This is a genomic window from Mesoflavibacter profundi (genome assembly GCF_014764305.1).
Classification (GTDB): Bacteria; Bacteroidota; Bacteroidia; order Flavobacteriales; family Flavobacteriaceae; genus Mesoflavibacter; species Mesoflavibacter profundi.
Genome location: NZ_CP061703.1, coordinates 2,583,635 through 2,609,098, shown reverse-complemented (window position 1 = coordinate 2,609,098; position 25,464 = coordinate 2,583,635). Strand labels below are relative to the sequence as shown.

Genomic DNA, 25,464 nt, shown 5'->3' with positions numbered 1-25,464 from the left:
TTTTGAAAAAACTAAAACTAACCTCTTGCCTACTTCTAATCTTAGCTCCAATACTATTATTAGCTCAAAACGCTACCATTAATGGTGTGATTTTAGACCAATACAATCAGCCAATTGATGCTGTAAATATTAAAGGCGAAAACTTTGGAACACAAACTAATTCTAACGGATTTTTCAGTTTAAAAATACCAGCGAATACAGATGTAACTATTATATTTTCTCACGTTTCGCATAAAAACATAGAAGCTACTTTTAATTTAAAAAAAGGAGAAATCTTAGAGTTTAATCCAGTAATGAAGGTAGATGCTGTACAAATTTCAACAGTAGTTATTAACAGTAAAAAAAGAAAAGATGTTGAAGGTATTGTAACTATAGAGCCTAAAGTATTATTAAAAATTCCTGGTGCTCAAGCTGGTGTAGAAAACCTTTTAAAAACCTTACCAGGCGTAAGTAGTAATAACGAATTAAGTACACAATACTCTGTAAGAGGCGGAAATTATGACGAAAACCTTGTTTACGTTAACGGTATAGAAGTGTATCGTCCATTTTTAATTAGATCTGGACAACAAGAAGGTTTAAGCTTTGTAAATTCTGATCTTGTTAGTAATATCGAATTTTCAGCTGGTGGATTTCAAGCAAAATATGGTGATAAATTATCATCTGTGTTAGATATCACTTATAAAAAACCTACCGATTTTGGTGTTTCGGCAAATCTTAGTTTACTTGGTGGAAGTCTTGCTGTAGAAACCGCTAGTACAGACAATAAATTTTCTGGAATTATCGGGCTTAGATATCGTGATAATAGCCTGTTAGTAGATGCTAAAGAAACCGAAACTAATTTTAATCCAACCTTTGCTGATTTACAAAGTTACTTTTCCTATCGAGTATCGGATAAATTAGAATTAAGCTTTTTGGGAAATGCTTCTTTAAACAAGTACGACTACATACCTTTAACAAGACAAACCAATTTTGGTACTTTAGATAATCCTCTTGCATTAATTGTTCAATATCAAGGACAAGAAAAAGACAACTACATAACCCTTTTTGGAGCTTTAAGTGCAGCTTATAAAGTAAATCAAGATCTAGATTTAGCTTTAGTAACCTCTACATATCATACCACAGAAGAAGAATATTTTGACATCTTAGCACAGTATGCTTTAGGTGAAGTAAATGGTAATATTGGTGACGAAAATTTTGGAGAAGTTGAATTTGCTGAAGGAATTGGAAGCCAATTAAACCATGGTCGTAACGATTTAGACGCATTAATTTCTACTATTGAAGCAAAAGGATTGTATACTAAAAACGAACATGAAGTTCGGTTTTCTGTTAAATACACCAACGAAGATATTAGAGACCGTTTAGTAGAATGGGAAGTTATAGATTCGGCAGGATTTTCTATAAATCCGCCAAGTTCAGACGCTTTTAACGAGCAACCTTATCATCCTTATGAAGGACCATTAGAAGCTTACCAAAATGTAAGAGCTAGAAACAATACAACAATAAATAGATTACAAGCTTACGTACAATGGAGCAAGAGAAGTACGCTTGGAGAACACGATGTTTGGTACAATGCAGGTGTAAGAAGTCATAGTTGGACAGTTAATGACCAAGCAACTTCTACAAGTGTTAGTCAAAGCGTGTTTTCACCAAGAGCTCAATTTGCAATAAAGCCTAATTGGGATAAAGATATGCTGTTTAGGATTAGTGGTGGATTATATTATCAGCCTCCTTTTTACAGAGAATTAAGAGATAGAAATGGTAATGTTCAAGCTAATGTTAAAGCGCAAAAATCTTTTCATTTAGTTATTGGTAACGACTACAGTTTTAGTTTATGGGATAGACCGTTTAAACTTACAAGTGAAGCATATTATAAAAAACTTACAGATGTAAATCCTTATACTTTAGAAAACGTAAGAATTAGATACAGAGCAAATAATAATGCCGAAGCGTTTGCCTACGGTTTAGATTTAAGACTTAATGGCGAGTTTGTTCCTGGTACAGAAAGTTGGTTTAGTTTTGGATATTTAAAAACCGAAGAAAACATAAATAACCGTGGTTATATTGCGCGTCCTACAGATCAACGTTTAAAATTTGCAGCATTATTTCAGGATTATGTGCCAAACATTCCAAGCATGAAAATGTATTTAAACTTGGTTTACAATACTGGTTTACCTGGTGGATCACCAAGTTATGCAGATCCTTATGTGTATCAAAACAGATTACCAGATTATAAACGTGCAGATGTTGGTTTACAGTTTGTTTTGGTAGATAAAAACAAGCAATTTAATTCTGGTTGGAAAAAACATTTTAAAGATTTATCTCTAGGATTTGAAATTTTTAACGTGTTTAATGTACAAAACTCTATTACAAATACCTGGGTAAGAGATGTGTATAGTAAAAGACAATACGCAATACCAAACTACTTAACACCAAGAGTTTTTAATATTAGAACAACAATGCGATTTTAGATAGATTTTAAAGTTTCTATGACGTAATCAACTTCTGCTTTTGTATTAAATTTACTTAAAGAAAATCGTAAAGAAGGTTTTTCTAATTCTTCATTAGTTAAAAGTTCTGATAATACATGACTTTTTTTTGTGCTTCCACTTTGGCAAGCACTACCTCTAGAACAAGCGATGCCTTTTAAATCTAACTGAAACTGAATCATTGATGTTTTTTCTGGAGGAAATGGTAACCTTACATTTAAAATAGTGTAAGTGCTTGATCCTAAGTTTCCGCTTTCACCATTAAATTCAACATCAGGAAAATTTATAAGTAATTGCTCTTTAAAATATGTTTTTAGTTGTGTTATGTAGTCACTATCGTGTTCTAAATTACTGTAAGCTAAAGTAAATGCTTTATTTAAAGCAACAATGTTATGTATAGCTTCTGTACCGGCACGATAACCACGTTCTTGTTCGCCACCAAAAATTATAGATTTTAGTCCAGAATTTTTTCTTACAAAAGCAAATCCTACACCTTTTGGTCCATGAAATTTATGCGCACTAGCTGCAATAAAATCTACTTTTATGTCTTGTAAATCTAAGTTATAATGTCCAATAGATTGTACGGTATCACTATGGAATAAAGCATAATTGGCTTGGCATAAATCTGCAACTTTTTTTAAGTCTAAAATAGTACCAATCTCATTATTAATATGCATTAAGCTTACTAAAACATTACTTTTACTTTCTAATAATTGGCTTAACTGTGTATAATTAATTTGCCCATTTTCATCTAAATTCAAATAAATTACTTTTACTTCAAATGTTTTCTGCAAATAATTTACTGTATTTAAAACTGCGTGATGCTCAATTTTTGTAGTAATAATGGTCCTTACACCAAGATCTCTAACTGCACTTTGTAAAACTAGATTATCTGCTTCTGTACCGCCAGAAGTAAAAATAATTTCGGAAGAAGACACATTTAATTGTTTGGCTATTGATTTTCTTGCCTGTTCTATAATAGCTTTAGCATTACGACCATAACTATGTGTGGAAGATGGATTTCCAAAAGTTTCATTTAAGACTTTAGCCATTTCATCTACGACTTGAGGCAACACTTTGGTTGTAGCAGCATTATCAAAATAAACAGTTTTCATATACAAGTTTTTATGCAAAAAGAAATGCAAAAATACTTTAAATAAAATTAATTGTTAATTGCATCGTTATTACATTGCTAATTCTTTTATTTTTGCTTTTAAAATTTAAATACTATGCGCAAACTATTTGCTTTTTCTATATTGATATTCAACTTTTTTTCTTGTGATGATGGTGATATTATTACTACTGAACTTGAATTTGACGATACGTTTTATGCTTGCGGAGACTTAGTTATTTATAAAACTAAAACCGATCCTAATCAAAGTTTGTCTTTACAAATAAGCAATACAAATTTTACAATTGCGCAAATGTTAGAGACTGAAGCAGATGCAGATAATGAGAATTTACTTGTTTTGGTAAACGATCAATTTGATCAAAATGATGTTAATAGTAGTTATTCTTTTAAATATAGAAGTTATGCCTCTTCGGTAGATAATTTATTTTGTAATGATGTTCCGCCAGATAATATTCAAATTACAGAAGATTATACTTCTGCTGGAAATTTTACTTTTTATATTACTTTAACTGAAGATGATAACGATGGTATTCCTGCAATTTTAGAAGATATAAATCAAAATGGTGATTTAAATGATGATGATACAGATGGTGACGGAATACCAAATTACATGGATGTAGATGATGATGGTGACAACGTTTTAACAACTAGCGAAGGTGTAAATTACAGTGCAGAAGATGGATTAACATTAGCATTAGACACAGATAATGATGGTATACCAAATTATCTTGACAATGATGATGATAACGACGGAACTTTGACAATAGACGAAGAAAACTCTAGCACACAAGATAACAACCCAACAAACGATGTAACCGATACAAATGCTGGTCCAGATTACTTAAATGATCAAGTTACTGCTACTTTAGCTGCAACTGCTTACAGACAACATACTATTTACGATACTTTTGAAGTAAATTTAATTATAAGTAATATCGATTTTGAAACTTTTGAATACCAAACGTACGATTTTGGTAATCTAGTAGACGATAGTAATACTAACGATTTTAATTTAAGCCAAACCAGAACAATTACACCAGAATTTTAATTAACTATTCTGAAAAATATAAACTTCGGTAGCGCCAAAACCATATTTTTTATAGTCCGCTTCGTAATATTTAATATTATCGTATCGGCTAAAAAGTGATTCTAATTCCATTTTTAAAACACCTTCGCCAACACCATGAATAAATACAATTTTTTGTATTTTTTTTCTAATAGCAAAATCTAATTGTCTTCTTGCAGTATCTAATTGTAGGTTAAGTTTATCAAAATTAGACATACCACGTTCGTTATCAACAAGTTTATGAAGATGTAAATCAACTTCCATTTTAGGTTGATAGCGTTCTTTAGGCTTAATTTTTATACTCTTTTTTGGTTTTTTATCTTCTTTTTCAAGCTTGTAAGTTCTAAGATCAACATTATTAAAAGAGTGTTGATTTAATTCAGATTTTTTAATCACAACCAATTCACTGGAATCAAAATCTAAATCAAAACCTTCTTCGGTTACAATAGTTATTCTAGAATTATTTATGGACTTTACGGTACCTGAAAGTACATCGTCTAAAACTTCAACTTTATCTCCTACTTTAAACATTATTCTTCTTCGTCTACAGGTTCACTTTTTATAAATGATGATTTATTTTTTTTACTTGGAATGGTTTTTTGAAGATTAAAAATACCATACATTAAAATTGCTATTCCTAAAACTAATAACACAATATTTTGGTCTTTATTAGCATTGGCATAGATAGCAACAATAGCACCAAATAATATAAAAAGATAGTTTTTATTCATAATTAAATAATCAAAGATAACTTAAATAGGTTTGAAAATTAAGACGTAAAATAAAACAAAAACGACAAACCTTAATTAATGTTTTTACGTAAATAATAAAAATACTTTTAATAAAGGGTTAAAAACTAATGTATTTTACTTATATTTATTTGAAAATACTATTTTTGTGTGTAAAATTTAAAAATTAAAATGAAACATTATTACCTACTAATTGTATCGCTTATAGCTTTTCAATTGTCAAATGCCCAATTGACAGTTAGAAACAACGCGTATGTTTTTGCTACAGATGTTGTAGTCTATGTTGAAGACGATGTAAACTTAACCGAATCTAATTCTACATTCTACCTAAGAGACGAAGCTCAATTACTTCAAGGTCCAGGAAACACAGGTAACTCTGGTTTAGGAAGATTAAGTGTTTATCAAGAAGGAAATGTAGATAATTTTGCTTACAATTATTGGTGTTCTCCTGTTGGAAATGTTAATGCTAACACAGTTGGTAATAGAACATTTATACCAAACACTAACTTTTATGATGTTGTAGACTTAACAAATAGTAACCTTGCTGGTTATACTACTTCAAACTATAATGGTACAAGCGCTCCTTTAAATATTGAACAATATTGGTTATGGAAATATAATCCAGGTACTGCTTATAGCGAATGGGATTATGTTGGTCAAAGCGGATTTGTAGATGCTGGTTATGGATTTACAATGAAAGGTGTAATTGGAGGTAACCAACAATATGATTTTAGAGGAAAACCAAACGAAGGTGAAATAAGTACCGCTGTTGGACTTGGACAAGAAACTTTAATAGGTAATCCTTATCCTTCTGCTTTAGATGCTTTAGCTTTTATACACGACCCAAATAATGTACCTCTTTTAGATTCTGCTACGTTATACTATTGGGATCACGATCCAACTGCTAATTCTCATGTTTTAGTAGAATATCGTGGTGGATATGGTACATATACGATAGATATTACTGGTACTACTGAAACATATACTCCACCAACTTACGACACATATAATGCAGATGGTACATTAAATACTGTTGGTGGCGCTTCTACCTCTGGTAAAATCGCAAGAAGATACATACCAATAGGACAAGGTTTTATGGTTAGAGGATTAATAGCTGGTAATTTATTAACATCTGATAGTCATAGAGTGTTTTATAGAGAATCTGCTGCTGAAAGTGAGTTTTTTAGATCTGCTTCTCAAAACACTAATGTAAATTCTAATCAAGACAATTCTGGTATACAATACAATGATCAGGGATTATCAATTGTGCCATCAGATTTTAAACGTTTTAGATTAAACATTGATTTTAATGACACTTATACTAGACAACTAGTACAAAATTTTCATTATACAGCAACGCCTAATGAAGATTATGGTTTAGAAAGTAAAATATATCAAGTATTAGATTCTGATATCTATTGGCCTCAAAATGGTGATAAATATGTTGCTCAAGCTAATGCTTACGACTTAAATTTAGCGATACCTTTAGAGTTAAAGTTACAACAACAACAGTTAATTAGATTTAGAATATTTGATGTTCAAAACTTTGAAACAAATCAACCAATTTATGTACATGATATAGAAAATGATACTTATGTTAATCTTCAAAATCAAAATTTTGAAATTAACTTACCAGCTGGTGATTATTCTAATAGATTTGAAATCACATTTGTAGAAGCTGCAACCTTATCTACTGAAGAATTTACTGATAATTCATTTAATGTTTTACAAAATAATAATACATCAGAATTGATTGTATTAAATCCTAAAAAATTAGATATAGAAAGTATAAAATTATACGATGTATCTGGAAAATTAATTTTTGATAAAATTGTAAAAGCTAATAATGATCGTTTAAGCTATTCTACAAAAAATTTAAGCGATGGTGTATATTTAGTACAAACAACGTTATCTAATAGTAACATTACTACCAAAAAAATTATTGTTTCTAACAAGAAATAATTTTTAAATTAAACACTAATAAAAAAGGCTTTTACAAATTTGTAAAAGCCTTTTTTATTAAATTTAACCACTATGAATATAGATTCAAACATAATGTTACCATGTGTTAACAAGCAAATTTTAGGATTTGAATGTTCTGGTTGTGGTATACAACGTGCTTTTTATTTATTAATAGATGGAGAATTTATTAATGCTTTTTATATGTATCCTGCAATTTATACTTTAATAGTATTTGCAGCAACAGTTGTTGTTTCATTGTTTTATAAATTTAAATACTCAAATAAAATAATTTCTATACTCGCAATAATTAATATCTTAATAATACTCTTTAATTTTATATACAAACTAATCAATTAACATTATGAAAAAAAGACTAAACCCAACACTTGTTTACATTTTATCTATTGTAGGATTACTATGCTGCTGTTTTGGCGGACTAGGTTTTTTATTATCTGGTAGCGCTTATTTAGTAGCAAACAATAGTTTAAAAGACGCAGAATTAAACCCAGATAATTATGAAACTGGTCAAAGTGAATATAATCAAATGAAAACAGCAAAAACTGTAGCTTTAATCATTACAATAATTAATATATTTTACTTGCTGTTAACTATTTATAGAATTTATACTGTTGGTTGGGACGAGTTATTAGAACAATCTAGACAAATGATGGAACAATACCAACAAGCACAACAAAGTGCAGAATAAAAAAAAGCGACCTAAAATGGTCGCTTTTTTGTTTTACTTTTCAAAAGTCTTTAATGTTTCTGTGATTATTTTTACACAATCTAATAATTGATCTTTAGTCATTACTAAAGGCGGCGCAAAACGTATTATATTTCCATGTGTTGGTTTTGCTAATAAGCCATTATCACGTAATGCTAAACAAATATTCCAAGCAGTATCACTATCTTCATCATCGTTTATAACAATTGCGTTTAATAACCCTTTACCTCTTACTAAATTAACAATATTACTTGTTTCTATGTATTTGTTAATTTCAGCTCTAAATAATTCACCTAAATCGTAAGCTTTTTGTGCAAGATCTTCTTCTCTTACGACTTCTAAAGCAGCTATTGCTACTGCAGCAGCTACAGGATTACCACCAAAAGTACTTCCGTGGTTACCAGGTTTTATTACATTCATTACATTATCGTTAGCTAACACAGCACTTACAGGATATGCGCCACCACTTAATGCTTTACCTAAGATTAAAACATCTGGTTTTACTTCTGGAGTACCAGAACAGTTTTTATTTTCACAAGAACAATTACCACATGTTGCTAATAATCTTCCTGTTCTTGCAATACCTGTTTGTACTTCGTCTGCAATAAATAGCACATTGTATTTTTCGCAAAGCGCTTTTGCTTTGGCAAGATAACCTTCACTAGGTACATAAACACCTGCTTCACCTTGTATAGGTTCTACTAAAAATCCAGCTACATTAGAATTATTTTGTAATGCGGCTTCTAATTGCTCTAAATTATCGTAATCAATTTTTATAAATCCATTGGTATACGGTCCAAAGTTTTTGCGTGCTACAGGATCATTTGAAAATGAAATAATGGTCGTTGTACGTCCGTGAAAGTTGTTTTTACAAACAATAATTTCGGCTTCATTTTCTTCTATACCTTTTACTTCGTAAGCCCATTTTCTGCATAGTTTTAAAGCGGTTTCTACAGCTTCGGCTCCTGTATTCATTGGTAATAATTTATCAAAACCAAAGTATTCTGAAGCAAATTTTTCGTAGCGTCCAAGCATGTCATTATAAAATGCTCTAGAAGTAAGAGTTAATTGTTTTGCTTGTTCTACCATTGCTCCAACAATTTTTGGATGACAATGTCCTTGGTTTACAGCAGAATAAGCCGATAAAAAATCATAATATTTTTTACCTTCTACATCCCAAACAAAAACACCTTCACCTTTACTAAGTACTACTGGTAATGGGTGATAATTGTGTGCTCCGTATTGGTTTTCTAAGTCCATCGCTTGTTGCGATGTTAATTGGTCTAAAACAGCCATTTTTAAAAGTTTTTAAAGTGAAAAAATAACCATTCCTTTCTACCTTTATCCTTTCGATAAGTCTCGAAAATTCAGCGTGGGAAAGAAATCATCCCTAGAAGTTGCAAAATAATAAATTATACAACTGTTTAAAAACAATTTTATTCATTTTTAATAGATTAATCAATTTTATTAAAATTTTAATTGTAGTGTATTATTTACTCAAACCTTTGTTTACTTTTGCAGCATGCCAAGAAGAGATAGAAATAAATTTGTAAAACGCGGTCAATTAATAGATTTAGACATAGTTGACTACGCATTTGGTGGTAAAGGTATTGCCAGAATTAATAACGAATTAGGAAACTTTGTTCTTTTTGTACCTAATACTTTACCTGGTCAAAAAGTAAAAGCTAGAGTTGTTAAAGCTAAAAAGAAATACGCCGAATGTAAATTAATTGATGTACTACAAAAATCTCCTGATGAAGTAAATTTAAATTTTCACGAAATTTCTGGAGCACCTTACATTAATTTACCTATAGAAAAACAACACCAATACAAGTACACTAGTACTATGGATTTGTTTAAAAAAATTGGTAAAGTAACAGATATTGAGGATTATTTTGACCAATTTGTATCGTCTCCTAACCTATTCCACTATCGTAACAAAATGGAATATAGTTTTTCTGCAATTGGCTACGATCATGAAAATAACACAGATGTAGACGAGTTTACACTTGGTTTTAAACGTCGCGGTACTTGGTGGATTGGAGACAATCTTGATAAAGATAGTGGCTTATTTGATAAAGACTTAGAAGATAACTTAATAAAAATAAAGGCGTATTGCGAAGCAACAGGACTTAATCCTTGGCATGCTCCAAAACGTGAAGGTTTTTTTAGATATTTAGTAGTTAGAAAATCGTTTAAAACTAATCAACTTTTATTTAATTTGGTTACCACTTCTAATGATTTAAATCAATTTGATCTTAATGAATTTGCAAAATTTTTGGTGTCACTATTTAAAGATAGAGTTGCTGGTTTTTTACATACAATTAATGATGAACAAGGCGATCGTACAATTGCGACTTCGGGAAGCATTAATTTAATTTACGGAGAAGATAAAATTGTTGAAGAACTACTTGGATTAAACTTTGAAATTAGCATGAAAAGCTTCTTCCAAACCAATCCAAAATCTGCCGAAAAACTATACCAAAAGGTTGTAGATTATGCTTTAGAAGATAAAGAAGCAGTAGATAACTCTGTAGTATTAGATTTATTTTGCGGTACAGGAACCATTGGACAAATTATAGCATCTAAAAGTAATAACACCAAAATTGTTGGTGTAGATATTGTTGCATCTGCAATAGAAGATGCTAAATTAAACGCTAAAAGAAATAATATAAAAGGATTAGAATTTTATGCAGAAGATGTTGGTAAATTTTTAAGTAAATATCCACAATACAAAAATAAAATTCAAACAATAATACTAGATCCAGCACGTTCTGGAATTGCGCCAAAAACTTTAAATAAAATTATAAATTTAAACGCAAAACGTATGGTTTACGTATCTTGTAATCCTGCAACACAAGCAAGAGATACAGAAACGTTAATTAATGCAGGTTTTAAATTAAAAAAAATAAGTTTAGTAGATCAGTTTCCGCATACATCTCACATAGAAACTGTTGTATTATTTGAAAAATAAATAATGAAAAAAATCATATTACTTTTATTAACCTTTACGATACTAACAACTTGCGAACGTGACGATTTGTGCCCAGAAAGTACACCAACAACACCAAGTATGATTGTAGATTTTAAGGACAATAATATTATAGAAAACTCAAAGTCTGTTTTTAATTTAATAATTATTGGTGTTGAAGATGATAGTGTTTTTCCGCTTAGTACAAATGTACCTGAAGACTCATTTTTAAGAGAATTTTCTGGAACCGATTTAAATCAAATTTCTTTACCATTAAAAACAGACGAAGATCAAACTCAATTTATTTTAATTAAAGAATTTGAAATAGATGATAATGATACTCCAGACGATTTTTCTGATGATTTTTTTACAGGAAATCAAGAATTGTTAACCATAAACTATACAAGAGAAGATCTATACGTGTCTAGAGCTTGTGGTTATAAAACTATTTTTAAAACCATTAATATTAATATAGATTCTGGTACAGATGGACCATGGATTTTTCAAACTATACCACAAAACGACAACTTAATTATTGAAGATGAAACTATTACGCATTACATTTTTTCTCATTAATACATTATGTATCGTTGGGTATGCAAATGCACAAGATACACTACAAAACACTGCTAAACCAAAATTAAAATATGGTCTTAGACTTGGTGCAGATGCAGGTAAATTAATTAGATCTTTTTTAGATGATGACTATAAAGGTTTTGAAATTGTTGGTGATTATAGACTTACTAAAGAATGGTATATTGCTGGAGAATTAGGTACTGAGGAAAAAATTACAACTAATGATTATTTAAGCGTTACAGCTTCTGGTAGCTATTTTAAAGCTGGTGCAGATTATAACATGTATGATAATTGGATTGGAATGGAAAATATGATCTATGCTGGTTTTAGAGTTGGTGCAAGTACATTTAGTCAAACCAGAAATAATTATACTGTATACAATACTAATCAATATTGGTCACCACAAAATTCTAGTACAGAAAGCATAAAATTTAGTGGTTTATCTGCAATATGGGTAGAACTTCAGATAGGTATTAAAGCTGAAGTTTTAAATAATTTGTTTGTAGGAATAAATGCTCAATTAAAAAGCATGATAAGTCAAGACCAACCAGAAAATTTAGAAAATTTATATGTTCCTGGTTTTAATAAAACCTACGATTCTAATAGTATTGGTGTTGGTTATGGTTACACTGTTTCTTATATGATACCTTTGTTTAAAAAAAGTAACACAAAGAAGGAGAAAAAAGAAAAAGAAGAATTACCAGAAAACACTAATAACTAGTATCATCTATTTCCTATTAAGCTTCTATAACGTACTATCAAAATTGATACAGTAGAATCTTTTAGTATAGATCTGACTTTTAATTGATCTAAATTAATTCTAGGTGTTAAAGCCCAAATATACTTTGTTGTTTCAGGGAAATTATCTTTTAAAAAGTTATAATCTTTATAATTGGTAGAAACAGCTAATTTATTATCCTTATTTAATTTACTTTGTATCAATTGAATTATAGAGTCTTTTTCCGTTTGCGGTTTTGAGTAAATATTTGGTGGTAAATAATAACTTGTATTAAATCCTTCTCTTGAAAAAATTGGTAATGCTTCTGGTATTGTTGATTCTACTAATACATTTGTATAATCGTAGTTTAATTTATTTAAATCTGCTTTTAATTTTTTTAATACCAATAAAGAGTTTTCAGTATTTAAATTTTTAATATCTAACCATAAGCGAGGTTTTTTATCTTTTAATACAGTTAAATAATCTTCAAAATATAATTGAATAGATTTTGCTGGTGGATGATTAACATCTAAAACATTTTTTTTACTATCATAAACTAAATCTAACTCTACGCCTTTAAAATAAAGTAATGAAGCTTCTAGTTTTTCTTTACTATTTACCCTATGTGCATAAATCTTATTTGTATAACCTATATGCTCTAAGTTAAAAGGAAAAAAATAATAAAAAACAGCTAATAAACTTAAAAGAATACCTATTAAAACTAATCGTTTTTTATTTATCATAGTCTATATTTGTTTTTATTAGTCTTTTTTTAAATTTAAAATTTGGACTAAAAATACTTCTTGTACTATCAAATTTATTGTGTTTAATTTTTAAAAGATCAGAAAAACTGTGAATAAAATCATCTAAAATATATTTTCTTTTTAAGTATGAATTAAACTCAAAACTATCTTTATTCTCTTTTTTGTATTTATCTGACATCCAAACTATAAAAGGTATTTCATACATCGGTTTTGTAGCTAAATATTCGTTGTGCCCTACAAAATCTATAGTATCATAAAGTTCATCGCCATGATCAGAGAAATAAATTACTAAGCTTTTATCTTCTAATGCTTTTATTTGATCTATAATACTTCTTACTATATAATCATTATAAGTAATAGCGTTATCATATTCGTTAATTAATTTTATAGCTTTATTAGACGTGTTAAGTCTAATATTATTAGGGCTATTTGTAAATTGATTAAAACTATCTGGATACCTATACTTATACACACCATGTGTTCCCATTAGGTGTATAAAAATAATTTTTTTTTCTTCTTTATTTTGTAAGACCTTTTTTAGTTCGGGTAATATTTTTTCATCTAAACTTACTTCATTACTATTACCTATAGATAAAGGAATAAATTTATTCGCTGCTTGGCCAATAATTGTAGATACGCTTTCATGTAAACCTACTGGTCTTTGATTTGTTATCCAATATGTATTGAAACCTGCTGCATTTGCTAATTGTACAATAGATGTATTATTTTTTTTATTTGGGTATTGATAATCTGAAAAAGTTAAAATTTTATCTAATGCAATAATTGTATGTGTATTACTTGTTATTACATTTTTAAAGACTAAAAGTTCTTCTTTTATTTCTGATAACAAGGGATTTGTTTCTCTTTGATAACCATACAATTGCATGTGCCAATTAGAGGTAGATTCTCCAATTATCACTACATAAGTTTCTTTCTCTTTATTTTTAATTTCTTGTACAGTAACAAATGGACTTAATTGATTTGCTAATTCTGATTTTAAATTCTTTTTAAATTCTTTATACTCTTTATAACTTAATACTGAATTATATATTAAATTTTCCTTTTTAAACTTAAAAGCAATAATAGAAGTGGTTATACAAATACATAAAAAAGACAATAATTTTAATGACTTTGTAATTTTAATTGTTTCTTTTTTACCAAAAATAAAATATACCAATACAGGTAAGGCTAAAAGTAAAACCGAAATGATAATTACATAATTATCAAAATAAAATTTTAAAAACTCAATAGATTCGGTTTTGTTAGTTTCAAAAATTACATAATAAGCAGAAGCATCTAATCTAACTTTGTAATGGTGATAAAAACTTATTTTAATAAATACTAAAAACGACAAAAACAAAGTTGTAATAGTAACTATATAATTGTTTATTTTTGAAAAAAAAATTGCTAAAAGACTATAAATTAATAACGAAAAAGTGCCAAAAGCGATTAATTCTTTTAATAAAATCTTTGTTTTTAGTATTTCATAATAACCTAATACACCTAATATTGCTAAAGGAAGAAGTATATAAAATAATAACTTAAAGTATTTATTATGAAGAATTTGCATCATCTAATTAAACTTAGCTTTCTTACTTCCAGCATAAATTTCATATTTAATTAATCTAGATTCTAGTTTAGCATTAAATAATTTTATTTTTCTTGACGGTCTTAAACCAACGTGCTTTAAAGCTTCTAAATTGGAAGTAATAAACCAAGCATCTGTATTTGGGTAATTTTGCTTTAAGGTATCTCCTATTTGTTTATAAAACTGCTCCATTTCTATATCAAGACGTTCGCCATAAGGTGGATTGAATACCATATGTAATTTTTGTGCTTCACCAGGACGTTGTGTTTTAAAAAAGTCTTCGTGTTTTATTGATATAAACTCGTCTAAATGTGCATTTTTAATATTTTCTTTTGCTTTATGTACAGCACTTGGTGACTTATCGTAACCATAAATTTTATGATGAAAATCTCTGGTTTTCTTTAATAAAGATTCTTCTATTTTTTCAAATAATTCTACGTCCCAATCTTGCCAACGCTCAAAAGCAAACTCTTTACGCATTAAATTTGGTGGTATATTACAAGCTATCATTGCAGCTTCGGCTAGCATTGTTCCGCTACCGCACATTGGATCCATAAAATCACTTTGTCCGTCCCAACCAGAAAGCATAATTAATCCTGCTGCTAACACTTCATTTATAGGTGCAATGTTAGTTGCTAATTTATAACCACGTCTATGCAAAGACTCGCCAGAACTATCTAAAGATATTGTACAAACAGAGCGATCTATGTGTACGTTTATTTTTAAATCTGGAAAACGTAAATCTACATTTGGTCTAACGCCACCATTATCTCTAAACCTATCTACTATCGCATCTTTTGTTTTTAATGCTATAAATTTAGAGTGTGTAAAGTGTTTAGAATGTACTGTTGCATCTATTGCTAAACTACCTGTAGGTTTTAAGTATTTTTCCCACTTAATATTGTAAACTTGTTTGTATAAATCTTCTTCGTTAGAAACTCTAAACGTTTTTATTGGTTTTAAGATTTTTATTGCTGTACGTAATGCTAAATTTGCTTTGTACATAAAGCCTTTATCTCCTACAAAAGTTACGTTACGTACGCCTGCTTTTACATCTTGTGCACCTAATTGCTTTAACTCTTTTACTAATAAATCTTCAAAACCAAATAAGGTTTTGGCAACCATGTTGAAATTTTCTTCCATATTATTCGTCTAATACTTTGCAAAAATACTCTATTTTTGCCGGAAACATAACCTTTGTTGATAATTGGGTTAAGGATTGAGCAATTTGTTTGAGCTCCTTGCAAAGAGCGAGTTGCGAAAGCCTGGTAAACTGTTGCCTAAGCGAAAGTTTAAACCCTAAAAAACTAACTATGACAAATCTTTCAAAAAAATGGTACGCGTCTTGGTTTGACACACCATTTTATCATATACTTTATAAAGATCGGGATTACGCTGAAGCGGAAGCTTTTATGACGAATTTAACCGAATATCTAAATTTACCCGAAAATGCTAAAATTTTAGATTTGGCTTGCGGTAAAGGTAGACATAGTATCTTTTTAAATAAATTAGGATATAATGTTGTTGGTGCAGATTTATCTGAAAATAGTATAAATTTTGCTAAACAATTTGAAAACGATACTTTAGCCTTTAAAGTACATAATATGTGCTTACCTATTGGCGATACTTTTGATGCTGTTTTTAATTTATTTACAAGTTTTGGATATTTTGAGGACGAAAACGATAATCTTAACACCATAAAAGCAATACAGTCTAATTTAAATGAATTTGGCTTTGGTGTTATTGATTTTATGAATACCGATTATGTTATAAAACATCTAGTTAAAGAAGATATTAAAACCGTTAATGGTATAGATTTTTTACAACAACGACGTGTAGAAAACGGTTATATCATTAAAGATATTAGCTTTACTTTTGAGAATGAAAATTATAAATTTACAGAACGTGTAAAGGCTTTTACATTAAACGATTTTGAAAATTTATTTGAAAAAGCTAACGTGTATTTACTTGATGTTTTTGGTGATTATAAACTAAGTAAGTATGATAAAAACCAATCTGAAAGATTAATTATGATTTTTAAATAGTTGTTAACCAACTTTCATTATTTTTTAAATGCTAAATATTATTTTACCCATTTTAAGTGTTGTTTTAGGTGTTGTATTAGTTTTAATTTTTAAACCTAATAAATCGTCTAACCTAAAACTATTACTTGCATTTAGTGGAGCATTTTTATTATCTGTCACTGTTTTTAATTTTTTACCAGAAGTTTACCATCATAACCATGATAAACCAATTGGTATTTTTATAATGGCTGGTATTTTACTTCAAATTATACTGGAATTTTTCTCTAAAGGTGCAGAACATGGACATGTACATTTAGATAAAAACAGTATTAAGTTTCCTTGGTTACTATTTGTTAGTTTGAGTATACATAGTATATTAGAAGGTATTCCTATACATGCGCACGATCAATTATTATATGGGATTATTATTCATAAATTACCTATTGCAATTATTTTAAGTACCTTTTTTATTAGTTCTAAAATTGGTCTAAAAAAAATGGTTTTATTTTTAGGTCTTTTTGCTTTAATGACGCCATTAGGCACATATTTATCAGAAAATTTCACGTTTTTTACTACTTATTTTTATGAAATTTCGGCAATTGTAATTGGTATCTTTTTACATATTAGTACCACTATTTTATTTGAAAGTAACGAAGGACATAAATTTAATATTGTTAAATTAAGTACCATTGTCCTTGCAGTTATTATTGCCTATTTTATATAACACTTAAACCAATTAATTATGTTTTCTAAGGAAGAATCTAGACGCTTAAAACAAGAATTTTGGACAAGTTTTGGTAAATCGTTTCCTAGAAAATGGATATTGTATAACACAAAACTTAAAGGTGTAAGTTTTAAATTTCATTTTGACAACAAAAAAGCTTTAGTCGCATTAGATCTAGAAGATAGCTTAGAACATCGTATTAAATATTGGGAAAAACTGGTAGCACTTCAATCTATTTTAAAAGACGAATTCTTACCAAAAGCCATTTACGAAGAAGAGTTTTTTTTAGAAAATGGTAAAGAAATCTCTCGCATTTACGTTCCGTTAGGCTATAAAGTTTCGATCCATAATAAAAACAATTGGCAAGACGTTATGGTGTTTTTTAATGATATCATGAGTCGGTTTGAGGCGTTTTTTTTAGAATATAAAGATATTATTGAAGGTTAACTAAACCACAAAAAACAAAATCATAAAAAAGTGTAATATTGCACCAGCTAGAACAAATAAATGCCATATAACATGATTATATGGAATTTTTTCTATTGCATAAAATACTATACCAACGGTATAAGCTAATCCGCCTGCAATTAATAAAACTAATCCATTAGAAGCCATTATACTACTTAATGTAGAAAAATCAAATACGATAAGCCAACCCATTACCAAATACAATAATGTAGAAAAGGTTTCGAATTTACCAGTGAAAAACAGTTTTAAAATCACACCAAATCCAGCAATTGCCCAAACTATATAAAACAACAACCAACCTTTACTCTGCTCTAAAGTGATTAGTAAAACTGGTGTATAAGTTCCTGCGATTAGAAGATAAATACTAATGTGATCTACAATTCTAAAATAATGTTTCTTTTTCTCGTCTGTAAAACTGTGATACATCGTAGACGCAGTAAACAAAATAATTATTGAAATACCATAAACAATAACACTAAACAAGCTAAACGCTGTTTTTTTAGTTTCAAAAACTATTAATAAGATTAAGGCGACAATACCAAAAACAGCACCAATCGCATGTGTTAAAGCGTTTAACTTTTCTTCAAATACTGTTTGTTGCCTCATTAATTAGTTGTGGTTTTTGCATTTGCCCATTTATCACTTAGTTCAAAATAGTCAAAATCTATAGCTGGTGCACGTAATTTAAGATGTCCGCCTTGTGATAATCTAATTAATATATCTTCAATTAAAAAATCTTCTTCAACATTTGCTGGATCAAATTCTCTTTTTAAAGAAATATCGAACAAACTTGCAGTACTATTAAACCAAAATGCTCTCCAACCACTTCTTAATTCTTTAATTAATTCAAACGTAGTTTTACCGGTTTGTCTATGTATAAGTTTTACTAGAATTTGACCTTCAGTTCGTGTTAGTTTTTTTAATTCTTCAGAAAATTCTTCTTCAATATATTTTTGCACTTTTCGGGCATAGCTTTTCTTTTCACTACGTTTTTCTAAGGTATTAAGACGTTCGTTTAAAGTCTCTAAACGCTCTGCAGCTAACTTCGCATATGGATACACTTTTAGTGTTTTTCGCCATAAGATTAAATATCTACGTCGGTCTTCTTTACTTTTAAATTCTAATTTAGGCAACAGCATCACTTCATCTAAATAAATAGATGTTTTTGGTATAGAATCGCCTTCTATTATAATGTAGTCTGTTGTTGTTACTGTAGTCGTATCTTTAACTACTTCATCTTCTTGAGCTAATAACCAAAACGGAAGCAAAAGCATTAATAAAACATTCTTTTTCATATCAATAAAGCTACTAAAACTATTCCATTTTTAATTGTTAATACAAAATTAATAATTAACGCTTCTCTAACTATTAAATAACTGTGAATATTGTTATTTTAGGCAAAAATTAATATCAAATGGCAAAAAAATCTATACTTAATAAAAAGTCTATGGACTTTTTAGAAAAATATTTAAATAATGCTGCGCCTACAGGTTACGAATGGGACGGACAAAAGCTTTGGATGGATTATCTAAAACCTTATGTAGACGAATTTATTACAGATACTTACGGTACTGCAGTTGGTGTTATTAATCCTGAGGCAAAATATAAAGTGGTTATTGAAGGTCATGCAGACGAAATCTCTTGGTATGTAAACTATATTTCGGATAATGGACTAATTTATGTGATCAGAAACGGAGGAAGCGACCATCAAATTGCGCCAAGTAAAGTTGTAAACATACATACCAAAAATGGCATTGTAAAAGGTGTATTTGGTTGGCCTGCAATTCATACCCGTAATCGTGCGAAAGAAGAAGCGCCAAAACCAGATAACATTTGTATTGATATAGGCGCAAAAGATAAAGACGAAGTTTTAAAAATGGGCGTACACGTTGGTTGTGTGATTACTTATCCTGACGAATTTCATATCTTAAACGGAGAAAAATTTGTTTGTCGTGCATTAGATAATCGTATGGGAGGATTTATGATTGCTGAAGTAGCTAGACTATTAAAAGAAAACAAAAAGACACTTCCTTTTGGTTTATATATCACAAATTCTGTTCAAGAAGAAATAGGTTTACGTGGTGCACAAATGATTACTGAAACCATTAAACCTAACGTTGCAATTGTTACAGATGTTACGCACGATACAACAACACCAATGATAGACCGTAAAAAAGAAGGTCATTTAGAAATTGGACTTGGTCCTGTTGTGGCTTATGCACCTGCTGTGCAGCAAAAACTGCGTGATTTAATTACAGATACTGCCGAAGCTAAAAAAATCCCATTCCAACGTAGTGCCTTAAGTAGAGCTACAGGAACAGATACCGATGCTTTTGCTTATAGTAATGGTGGCGTTGCTTCAGCATTAATTTCTTTACCGCTACGTTACATGCATACTACTGTAGAAATGGTACATAAAGATGATGTAGAAAACGTAATCAAGTTAATTTACGAAACGTTACTTAAAATTGAAGACGGAGAAACGTTTAGTTACTTTAAATAATACATAATAAATTCCCACGAAAGTGGGAATCTTTTTTTAATGGACGAATTAATTGACATAGTCACAAAAACAGGTGAACCAACTGGTAAAACAGCTCCAAAATCAGAGATTCATTCAAAGGGATTTTATCATAACACAGCGCATCTTTGGTTATACACCTCTAAAGGAGACATTTTATTAGCGCAAAGAAGTTTTAATAAAGCCATTTGTCCTGGTTTATGGGATGTATCTGTAGCTGGACATATTGATGCTAATGAGACTATTGAAGATGGAATTATCCGTGAAGCTAAAGAAGAGATTGGCTTAGAACTATCTAAAGAAAATTTACAAAAAATTGGAGTTTTTCCTTGTTTTCAAACCTATTCAAATGGTATAATTGATAACGAATTTCATCATACATTTATAGCGCAATTACATGTTGATCTATCTAAATTAACACTACAAAAAGAAGAAGTAGAACGTGTAAAATTAGTAAGTATTTCGCAATTCAAAGATCTGTTAGAAAATAGCACTTCAAACAATCACTTTGTAGCTAGTAACGCAAACTATTATTCTAAAATCCTAGAAGCTATCATCAAAAAAACTATTTAATGTCTGTTATTCAACTTATTATAATGGCGTTAGCGCCAATAGCCGCAATTGTTGCCTACATATATTTTAAAGATAAATATGAAAAAGAGCCAACCAGATTATTACTTACGTCCTTCATTTTAGGCGCATTAGTTAGTGTTGTTCTTGCTTTAATCCTCTACTCTGTATTTAATATAATTTTACCGTTACAAAATAAACTAAGCATTTGGGAACAATTTAAACAAGCTTTTTTTGTTGTAGGATTTACAGAAGAATTTAGCAAATTTTTAATTGTTTTATTATTTGCTCAAAGACATAAAGAGTTTAATGAGCCCTTTGATGGTATTGTCTATGCAGTAATGGTTTCTATGGGATTTGCCGCTACAGAAAACATAATGTATGTTCTAAACAATGGACCTGGTACAGCTTTACTAAGAGCGTTTACAGCAGTACCAGCACATGCAACCTTTGGTATTTTAATGGGTTACTTTATGGGTAAAGCTAAGTTTGAACCTAATAAGCTATTCTTAAATTTATGTGGTTTATTTTTAGCCATACTTTTTCATGGTGCTTACGACTTTTTCTTATTTATAGATTTTGTTCCAGGAATATGGATTGGTGCATTTATATCTTTAGCTTTAGGGTTAATTTTATCTAGAAAAGCGATTAAAATTCATCAAAAAGGTTCATTTTTCAATTAAATAACAATCTATAAATTAGATAAAGAATTAACATCTTCATTCTACTAAAAAAGGATTAATCAGTATCTTTACAAGTAAATTTTAAAAACATTTACATGAAGACACCTTTTAAAGTAAAAGTTAATTCTACTTCAGAATTCGAGGTCTCATCAGAAGATATTTCAGCTTTAGATAGTGTAAAAACTACCAACACATCTTTTCATCTATTAAAAGATAACACATCGTATAAAGCAAAAATCACTGAGACTAACTTCAATAAAAAAGAATACACTGTTTTAATTAATAATAACACGTATGTTGTTAATATTGAGAATAATCTTGATCAATTAATAAAATCTTTAGGGTTTGAAATTGGCGCTTCTAAGAAAGTAAACGAAATAAAAGCACCAATGCCAGGACTTATTCTAGATGTTATGGTAAAACCTGGTGATGAGGTTAAAGTAGACACACCTTTACTAATCCTTGAAGCTATGAAAATGGAAAATAGCATCCTATCTCCTCGTGATGGTGTTATTAAATCTGTTTCTGGCAACAAAGGAAATACCGTCGATAAAGGTGAATTATTAATTGAATTTGAATAAAATGAAAAAAATATTAGTCGCCAATCGTGGCGAAATTGCTATAAGAGTAATGAAAACTGCTCAAAAAATGGGCATTAAAACAGTTGCAGTCTACTCTACCGTAGATCGTAATGCACCTCATGTTAAATTTGCAGACGAAGCTGTTTTAATAGGTGAAGCGCCATCTAATCAATCCTATTTATTAGGGCAAAAAATAATTGACGTCGCAAAATCTTTAAACGTAGATGGTATTCATCCTGGTTACGGGTTTTTAAGTGAAAATGCAGAATTTGCAGAACTTTGTGAAGCTAATAACGTCACTTTTATTGGACCAAAATCATATGCCATAAAAGTTATGGGTAGTAAATTAGCTGCTAAAGATGCGGTTAAAGCCTACGATATTCCAATGGTACCTGGTACAGACCAAGCTATTACAGATATTGCTGAAGCTAAAAAAATAGCGCAAGGCATTGGTTTTCCTATTCTAATAAAAGCATCTGCTGGTGGCGGCGGTAAAGGAATGCGTATAGTTGAAAAAGAAGCAGATTTTGAATCCCAAATGAATCGCGCCATTAGTGAAGCAGTTAATGCATTTGGTGATGGCTCTGTTTTTATAGAAAAATATGTAGCATCACCAAGACACATCGAAATTCAAGTCATGGCAGATACACATGGTAATGTTATTCATCTTTTTGAACGCGAATGTAGTATTCAACGTCGTCATCAAAAAGTTGTAGAAGAAGCGCCAAGTGCTGTACTTACTCCAGAATTAAGAGAAAAAATGGGACAAGCAGCTATTAAAGTTGCAAAAGCTTGTGATTATGTTGGTGCTGGAACAGTCGAGTTTTTATTAGATGACGCACATAATTTCTATTTCTTAGAGATGAATACCAGATTACAAGTAGAACATCCTGTAAGCGAAATTATTGCTGGTGTTGATTTAGTAGAACTTCAAATACAAGTCGCTCGTGGCGAAAAACTACCTATTAAACAAGAGGATTTGAAAATAAATGGTCATGCTTTAGAGCTTCGTGTGTATGCAGAAGATCCTTTAAACGACTTCTTACCAAGCGTTGGTCATTTAGAGCAATACCAAATTCCGCAAGGTGAAGGTATTCGTGTAGACAATGGTTTTGAAGAAGGTATGGACATTCCAATTTATTATGATCCAATGTTAGCCAAATTAATAACTTATGGTAAAACTCGTGAAGAAGCTATACAAATTATGCTTAAAGCCATTCAAGAATACAAAGTAAAAGGCATAGAAACCACGTTACCATTTGGAGCTTTTGTTTGTCAACATGAAGCTTTTACATCTGGAAATTTTGATACACATTTTGTGAAAAAATACTACTCACCAGAAGCTTTACAACAACAAACAGAAACCGAAGCTCATCTTGCTGCTCTAGTTGCTGTTAAACAGTATTTAGAAGATCAAAAACAATTAAGAGTACCAACTAATTAATATGAATTTTATGTCATTTCGCATGCTTTTACTGAGCGCAGTCGAATTAAGAAGCAGAATCTAATACTATAAAAAAGGATGCTGCGTCGTAGCGCTGAATGACAAAAAAAGATAAAATTTCAATTATGGAATCTAAAATAAAAGAATTAAACGAAAAGCTTGAACTTGCCAAATTAGGTGGCGGACAAGCAAGAATAGATAAACAACACCAAAAGAAAAAACTAACTGCAAGAGAACGTATCGAATACCTAATGGATGAAGGTTCTTTTGAAGAAATTGGCGCTTTAGTCACACATCGAACAGTAGATTTTGGTATGCAAAACCAAAAATTTTATGGTGATGGAGTTATTACAGGTTACGGTACGATAGATGGACGATTAGTCTATGTGTTTGCTCAAGATTTTACTGTATTTGGTGGCGCTTTATCTGAAACACATGCCGAAAAGATTTGTAAAATAATGGATATGGCTCTTAAAGTTGGAGCACCATTTATAGGACTTAACGATTCTGGTGGCGCACGTATACAAGAAGGTGTTAGATCACTTGGTGGATATGCAGATATTTTTCATCGTAATGTAAAAGCATCTGGTGTTATTCCGCAAATTTCAGCAATTATGGGACCATGTGCTGGTGGCGCTGTGTATTCTCCTGCAATGACAGATTTTACAATGATGGTAGAAGACACAAGTTACATGTTTGTAACTGGACCAAACGTAGTAAAAACGGTTACTAACGAAACCGTTACTAGTGAAGAATTAGGTGGCGCAAGCACACATAGCTCTAAATCTGGTGTTGCACATACAACATCTTCCAATGATATAGAATGTCTTGAAGATGTAAAAAAATTACTAAGCTACTTACCACAAAGTAACTTAGAAAAGCCTAAAGATTTACCATACGATTTAGGTGAAGAAACGCGCGAGCAATTAATGAATATTATCCCAGATCATGCCAGTAAACCTTATGATATGCATGATGTAATTGCTGGTGTAATAGATGAAGATTCTTTCTTCGAAATACATAAAGATTATGCTGAAAATATTATTGTAGGTTTTGCGCGTATTGGTGGAAAAAGTGTAGGTATTGTTGCTAATCAACCTTTATTTTTAGCTGGTGTATTAGATGTAAATAGTTCACGAAAAGCAGCACGTTTTACGCGTTTTTGTGATGCTTTTAATATTCCTTTATTAGTCTTAGTAGATGTTCCAGGATTTTTACCAGGAACCGATCAAGAATGGAATGGTATTATTGTTCACGGAGCAAAATTATTGTATGCATTAAGTGAAGCTACAGTACCAAAAGTAACAGTTATTACTCGTAAAGCTTATGGTGGTGCTTATGATGTAATGAATTCTAAACACATTGGTGCCGATTTAAATTACGCTTGGCCGAGTGCAGAAATTGCAGTAATGGGCGCAAAAGGTGCTAGTGAAATTATCTTTAGAAAGGAAATTAAAGCGTCTGATAATCCAGAAGAAAAACTGTTAGAAAAAGAAGCTGAATACGCAGATCTTTTTGCAAATCCTTATAAAGCTGCAGAACGCGGATTTATAGATGAAGTGATTTTACCAAAAGACACTAGACGTAAATTAATAAAAGCGTTTACTATGCTTGAACATAAAGAAGAGGTATTGCCAAATAGAAAACATGGTAATATTCCACTTTAAAAAATTTACATTTCGAATAAAAAAATCCCGATACACTTGTATCGGG

26 protein-coding genes are annotated in these 25,464 nt (G+C 30.1%); 17 read left to right on the top strand and 9 right to left on the bottom strand.

Annotated elements, in window-relative coordinates:
* The first annotated feature begins 2 nt into the window (after positions 1–2).
* The gene (locus tag IFB02_RS11740; RefSeq protein WP_370520686.1) at positions 3–2,468 is read left to right on the top strand and encodes a TonB-dependent receptor; all 2,466 of its coding nucleotides are present in this window, start codon (positions 3–5) and stop codon (positions 2,466–2,468) included.
* Here IFB02_RS11740 and IFB02_RS11735 read toward each other — a convergent pair.
* Positions 2,465–3,601 (bottom strand): cysteine desulfurase family protein, encoded by a 1,137-nt coding sequence (locus tag IFB02_RS11735; RefSeq protein WP_106688532.1) that lies wholly within the window; start codon positions 3,599–3,601, stop codon positions 2,465–2,467. The genes IFB02_RS11740 and IFB02_RS11735 overlap by 4 nt on opposite strands.
* 114 nt (positions 3,602–3,715) lie before the next feature.
* On the opposite strand from IFB02_RS11735, the gene IFB02_RS11730 reads away from it, so the two are divergent.
* Positions 3,716–4,666 carry a hypothetical protein gene (locus IFB02_RS11730; RefSeq protein ID WP_106688531.1) on the top strand — a complete coding sequence of 317 codons (951 nt, stop codon included), beginning with the start codon at positions 3,716–3,718 and terminating at the stop codon, positions 4,664–4,666.
* On the opposite strand, the gene IFB02_RS11725 is transcribed toward IFB02_RS11730, so the two are convergent.
* Together IFB02_RS11725 and IFB02_RS11720 are read right to left on the bottom strand one after the other, a co-directional pair.
* The gene (locus IFB02_RS11725; protein WP_317173472.1) at positions 4,667–5,215 is read right to left on the bottom strand and encodes a Smr/MutS family protein; all 549 of its coding nucleotides are present in this window, start codon (positions 5,213–5,215) and stop codon (positions 4,667–4,669) included.
* Positions 5,215–5,415: a hypothetical protein gene (locus IFB02_RS11720; protein ID WP_191072789.1), complete on the bottom strand. Its 201-nt coding sequence runs from the start codon at positions 5,413–5,415 to the stop codon at positions 5,215–5,217. The genes IFB02_RS11725 and IFB02_RS11720 overlap by 1 nt, the downstream gene beginning before the upstream one ends.
* A 189-nt stretch (positions 5,416–5,604) precedes the next feature.
* Here IFB02_RS11720 and IFB02_RS11715 point away from each other — a divergent pair, with 189 nt between their 5' ends.
* The 3 genes from IFB02_RS11715 to IFB02_RS11705 all read left to right on the top strand — a co-directional run bounded on the left by IFB02_RS11715 (position 5,605) and on the right by IFB02_RS11705 (position 8,101).
* On the top strand, positions 5,605–7,395 hold the full coding sequence (locus IFB02_RS11715) for a T9SS type A sorting domain-containing protein (protein WP_106688528.1): 1,791 nt from the start codon (positions 5,605–5,607) through the stop codon (positions 7,393–7,395).
* A gap of 72 nt (positions 7,396–7,467) precedes the next feature.
* A complete protein-coding gene (locus IFB02_RS11710; RefSeq protein ID WP_106688527.1) occupies positions 7,468–7,752 on the top strand; it encodes a DUF2752 domain-containing protein in 285 nt (94 codons plus the stop codon).
* A 4-nt stretch (positions 7,753–7,756) separates the two neighbouring features.
* Entirely contained in the window at positions 7,757–8,101 is a 345-nt protein-coding gene (locus tag IFB02_RS11705) for a CCC motif membrane protein (RefSeq protein WP_106688526.1), read from the top strand.
* A 33-nt stretch (positions 8,102–8,134) separates the two neighbouring features.
* On the opposite strand, the gene rocD is transcribed toward IFB02_RS11705, so the two are convergent.
* Positions 8,135–9,415, bottom strand: coding sequence for an ornithine--oxo-acid transaminase (gene rocD, locus IFB02_RS11700; RefSeq protein ID WP_106688525.1), 1,281 nt, complete (start codon positions 9,413–9,415; stop codon positions 8,135–8,137).
* 226 nt (positions 9,416–9,641) lie between these two features.
* On the opposite strand from rocD, the gene rlmD reads away from it, so the two are divergent.
* From rlmD to IFB02_RS11685, 3 genes are read left to right on the top strand one after another with little or no spacing between them, the layout of a single operon-like run.
* A complete protein-coding gene (gene rlmD, locus IFB02_RS11695; protein WP_106688524.1) occupies positions 9,642–11,093 on the top strand; it encodes a 23S rRNA (uracil(1939)-C(5))-methyltransferase RlmD in 1,452 nt (483 codons plus the stop codon).
* A gap of 3 nt (positions 11,094–11,096) precedes the next feature.
* Complete coding sequence (locus IFB02_RS11690) at positions 11,097–11,666, top strand: DUF6452 family protein (RefSeq protein WP_106688523.1); 570 nt, start codon at positions 11,097–11,099, stop codon at positions 11,664–11,666.
* Positions 11,632–12,387: a DUF6048 family protein gene (locus IFB02_RS11685; protein WP_223878843.1), complete on the top strand. Its 756-nt coding sequence runs from the start codon at positions 11,632–11,634 to the stop codon at positions 12,385–12,387. Before IFB02_RS11690 ends, IFB02_RS11685 begins: the two co-directional genes overlap by 35 nt.
* 2 nt (positions 12,388–12,389) lie before the next feature.
* Here the strand turns inward: IFB02_RS11685 and IFB02_RS11680 are convergent, their stop codons facing one another.
* From IFB02_RS11680 to IFB02_RS11670, 3 genes are read right to left on the bottom strand one after another with little or no spacing between them, the layout of a single operon-like run.
* Positions 12,390–13,127 (bottom strand): hypothetical protein, encoded by a 738-nt coding sequence (locus IFB02_RS11680; protein WP_106688522.1) that lies wholly within the window; start codon positions 13,125–13,127, stop codon positions 12,390–12,392.
* Positions 13,117–14,721 (bottom strand): sulfatase-like hydrolase/transferase, encoded by a 1,605-nt coding sequence (locus tag IFB02_RS11675; RefSeq protein ID WP_191072788.1) that lies wholly within the window; start codon positions 14,719–14,721, stop codon positions 13,117–13,119. Before IFB02_RS11675 ends, IFB02_RS11680 begins: the two co-directional genes overlap by 11 nt.
* Complete coding sequence (locus tag IFB02_RS11670; RefSeq protein ID WP_191072787.1) at positions 14,722–15,879, bottom strand: THUMP domain-containing class I SAM-dependent RNA methyltransferase; 1,158 nt, start codon at positions 15,877–15,879, stop codon at positions 14,722–14,724.
* 170 nt (positions 15,880–16,049) lie between these two features.
* On the opposite strand from IFB02_RS11670, the gene IFB02_RS11665 reads away from it, so the two are divergent.
* Genes IFB02_RS11665 through IFB02_RS11655 form a run of 3 tightly spaced genes read left to right on the top strand, consistent with a single transcriptional unit; the run spans position 16,050 to position 17,931 of the window.
* Complete coding sequence (locus tag IFB02_RS11665) at positions 16,050–16,781, top strand: class I SAM-dependent methyltransferase (protein WP_191072786.1); 732 nt, start codon at positions 16,050–16,052, stop codon at positions 16,779–16,781.
* 28 nt (positions 16,782–16,809) lie between these two features.
* Positions 16,810–17,484 carry a ZIP family metal transporter gene (locus IFB02_RS11660; protein ID WP_191072785.1) on the top strand — a complete coding sequence of 225 codons (675 nt, stop codon included), beginning with the start codon at positions 16,810–16,812 and terminating at the stop codon, positions 17,482–17,484.
* 18 nt (positions 17,485–17,502) lie between these two features.
* A complete protein-coding gene (locus tag IFB02_RS11655) occupies positions 17,503–17,931 on the top strand; it encodes a DUF4268 domain-containing protein (protein WP_106688517.1) in 429 nt (142 codons plus the stop codon).
* On the opposite strand, the gene trhA is transcribed toward IFB02_RS11655, so the two are convergent.
* Together trhA and IFB02_RS11645 are read right to left on the bottom strand one after the other, a co-directional pair.
* A complete protein-coding gene (trhA, locus tag IFB02_RS11650) occupies positions 17,932–18,558 on the bottom strand; it encodes a PAQR family membrane homeostasis protein TrhA (protein WP_106688516.1) in 627 nt (208 codons plus the stop codon).
* Positions 18,558–19,247 carry a DUF4294 domain-containing protein gene (locus tag IFB02_RS11645; protein WP_106688515.1) on the bottom strand — a complete coding sequence of 230 codons (690 nt, stop codon included), beginning with the start codon at positions 19,245–19,247 and terminating at the stop codon, positions 18,558–18,560. Before IFB02_RS11645 ends, trhA begins: the two co-directional genes overlap by 1 nt.
* 119 nt (positions 19,248–19,366) lie before the next feature.
* Here IFB02_RS11645 and IFB02_RS11640 point away from each other — a divergent pair, with 119 nt between their 5' ends.
* The 6 genes from IFB02_RS11640 (at position 19,367) to IFB02_RS11615 (ending at position 25,418) form a co-directional block, all read left to right on the top strand.
* Complete coding sequence (locus IFB02_RS11640) at positions 19,367–20,455, top strand: M42 family metallopeptidase (RefSeq protein ID WP_106688514.1); 1,089 nt, start codon at positions 19,367–19,369, stop codon at positions 20,453–20,455.
* A gap of 39 nt (positions 20,456–20,494) precedes the next feature.
* On the top strand, positions 20,495–21,046 hold the full coding sequence (locus tag IFB02_RS11635) for an NUDIX hydrolase (protein WP_106688513.1): 552 nt from the start codon (positions 20,495–20,497) through the stop codon (positions 21,044–21,046).
* A gap of 8 nt (positions 21,047–21,054) precedes the next feature.
* Entirely contained in the window at positions 21,055–21,726 is a 672-nt protein-coding gene (locus tag IFB02_RS11630) for a PrsW family intramembrane metalloprotease (RefSeq protein ID WP_191073175.1), read from the top strand.
* A gap of 95 nt (positions 21,727–21,821) precedes the next feature.
* Entirely contained in the window at positions 21,822–22,307 is a 486-nt protein-coding gene (locus IFB02_RS11625; protein WP_106688512.1) for an acetyl-CoA carboxylase biotin carboxyl carrier protein subunit, read from the top strand.
* Between the two features lies 1 nt (position 22,308).
* Positions 22,309–23,751, top strand: coding sequence for an acetyl-CoA carboxylase biotin carboxylase subunit (accC, locus tag IFB02_RS11620; RefSeq protein ID WP_106688511.1), 1,443 nt, complete (start codon positions 22,309–22,311; stop codon positions 23,749–23,751).
* A 125-nt stretch (positions 23,752–23,876) separates the two neighbouring features.
* Positions 23,877–25,418, top strand: a complete 1,542-nt coding sequence (locus tag IFB02_RS11615) for an acyl-CoA carboxylase subunit beta (RefSeq protein ID WP_191072784.1) — start codon at positions 23,877–23,879, stop codon at positions 25,416–25,418.
* Positions 25,419–25,464 lie beyond the last annotated feature (46 nt).

What these genes read in the sequence shown, in the direction of transcription:
- IFB02_RS11735 (WP_106688532.1), bottom strand. Translation starts at nt 3,601, where the DNA reads ATGAAAACTGTTTATTTTGATAATGCTGCTACAACCAAAGTGTTGCCT.
- IFB02_RS11730 (WP_106688531.1), top strand. Translation starts at nt 3,716, where the DNA reads ATGCGCAAACTATTTGCTTTTTCTATATTGATATTCAACTTTTTTTCT.
- IFB02_RS11725 (WP_317173472.1), bottom strand. Translation starts at nt 5,215, where the DNA reads ATGTTTAAAGTAGGAGATAAAGTTGAAGTTTTAGACGATGTACTTTCA.
- IFB02_RS11720 (WP_191072789.1), bottom strand. Translation starts at nt 5,415, where the DNA reads ATGAATAAAAACTATCTTTTTATATTATTTGGTGCTATTGTTGCTATC.
- IFB02_RS11715 (WP_106688528.1), top strand. Translation starts at nt 5,605, where the DNA reads ATGAAACATTATTACCTACTAATTGTATCGCTTATAGCTTTTCAATTG.
- IFB02_RS11710 (WP_106688527.1), top strand. Translation starts at nt 7,468, where the DNA reads ATGAATATAGATTCAAACATAATGTTACCATGTGTTAACAAGCAAATT.
- IFB02_RS11705 (WP_106688526.1), top strand. Translation starts at nt 7,757, where the DNA reads ATGAAAAAAAGACTAAACCCAACACTTGTTTACATTTTATCTATTGTA.
- rocD (WP_106688525.1), bottom strand. Translation starts at nt 9,415, where the DNA reads ATGGCTGTTTTAGACCAATTAACATCGCAACAAGCGATGGACTTAGAA.
- rlmD (WP_106688524.1), top strand. Translation starts at nt 9,642, where the DNA reads ATGCCAAGAAGAGATAGAAATAAATTTGTAAAACGCGGTCAATTAATA.
- IFB02_RS11690 (WP_106688523.1), top strand. Translation starts at nt 11,097, where the DNA reads ATGAAAAAAATCATATTACTTTTATTAACCTTTACGATACTAACAACT.
- IFB02_RS11685 (WP_223878843.1), top strand. Translation starts at nt 11,632, where the DNA reads ATGAAACTATTACGCATTACATTTTTTCTCATTAATACATTATGTATC.
- IFB02_RS11680 (WP_106688522.1), bottom strand. Translation starts at nt 13,127, where the DNA reads ATGATAAATAAAAAACGATTAGTTTTAATAGGTATTCTTTTAAGTTTA.
- IFB02_RS11675 (WP_191072788.1), bottom strand. Translation starts at nt 14,721, where the DNA reads ATGATGCAAATTCTTCATAATAAATACTTTAAGTTATTATTTTATATA.
- IFB02_RS11670 (WP_191072787.1), bottom strand. Translation starts at nt 15,879, where the DNA reads ATGGAAGAAAATTTCAACATGGTTGCCAAAACCTTATTTGGTTTTGAA.
- IFB02_RS11665 (WP_191072786.1), top strand. Translation starts at nt 16,050, where the DNA reads ATGACAAATCTTTCAAAAAAATGGTACGCGTCTTGGTTTGACACACCA.
- IFB02_RS11660 (WP_191072785.1), top strand. Translation starts at nt 16,810, where the DNA reads ATGCTAAATATTATTTTACCCATTTTAAGTGTTGTTTTAGGTGTTGTA.
- IFB02_RS11655 (WP_106688517.1), top strand. Translation starts at nt 17,503, where the DNA reads ATGTTTTCTAAGGAAGAATCTAGACGCTTAAAACAAGAATTTTGGACA.
- trhA (WP_106688516.1), bottom strand. Translation starts at nt 18,558, where the DNA reads ATGAGGCAACAAACAGTATTTGAAGAAAAGTTAAACGCTTTAACACAT.
- IFB02_RS11645 (WP_106688515.1), bottom strand. Translation starts at nt 19,247, where the DNA reads ATGAAAAAGAATGTTTTATTAATGCTTTTGCTTCCGTTTTGGTTATTA.
- IFB02_RS11640 (WP_106688514.1), top strand. Translation starts at nt 19,367, where the DNA reads ATGGCAAAAAAATCTATACTTAATAAAAAGTCTATGGACTTTTTAGAA.
- IFB02_RS11635 (WP_106688513.1), top strand. Translation starts at nt 20,495, where the DNA reads ATGGACGAATTAATTGACATAGTCACAAAAACAGGTGAACCAACTGGT.
- IFB02_RS11625 (WP_106688512.1), top strand. Translation starts at nt 21,822, where the DNA reads ATGAAGACACCTTTTAAAGTAAAAGTTAATTCTACTTCAGAATTCGAG.
- accC (WP_106688511.1), top strand. Translation starts at nt 22,309, where the DNA reads ATGAAAAAAATATTAGTCGCCAATCGTGGCGAAATTGCTATAAGAGTA.
- IFB02_RS11615 (WP_191072784.1), top strand. Translation starts at nt 23,877, where the DNA reads ATGGAATCTAAAATAAAAGAATTAAACGAAAAGCTTGAACTTGCCAAA.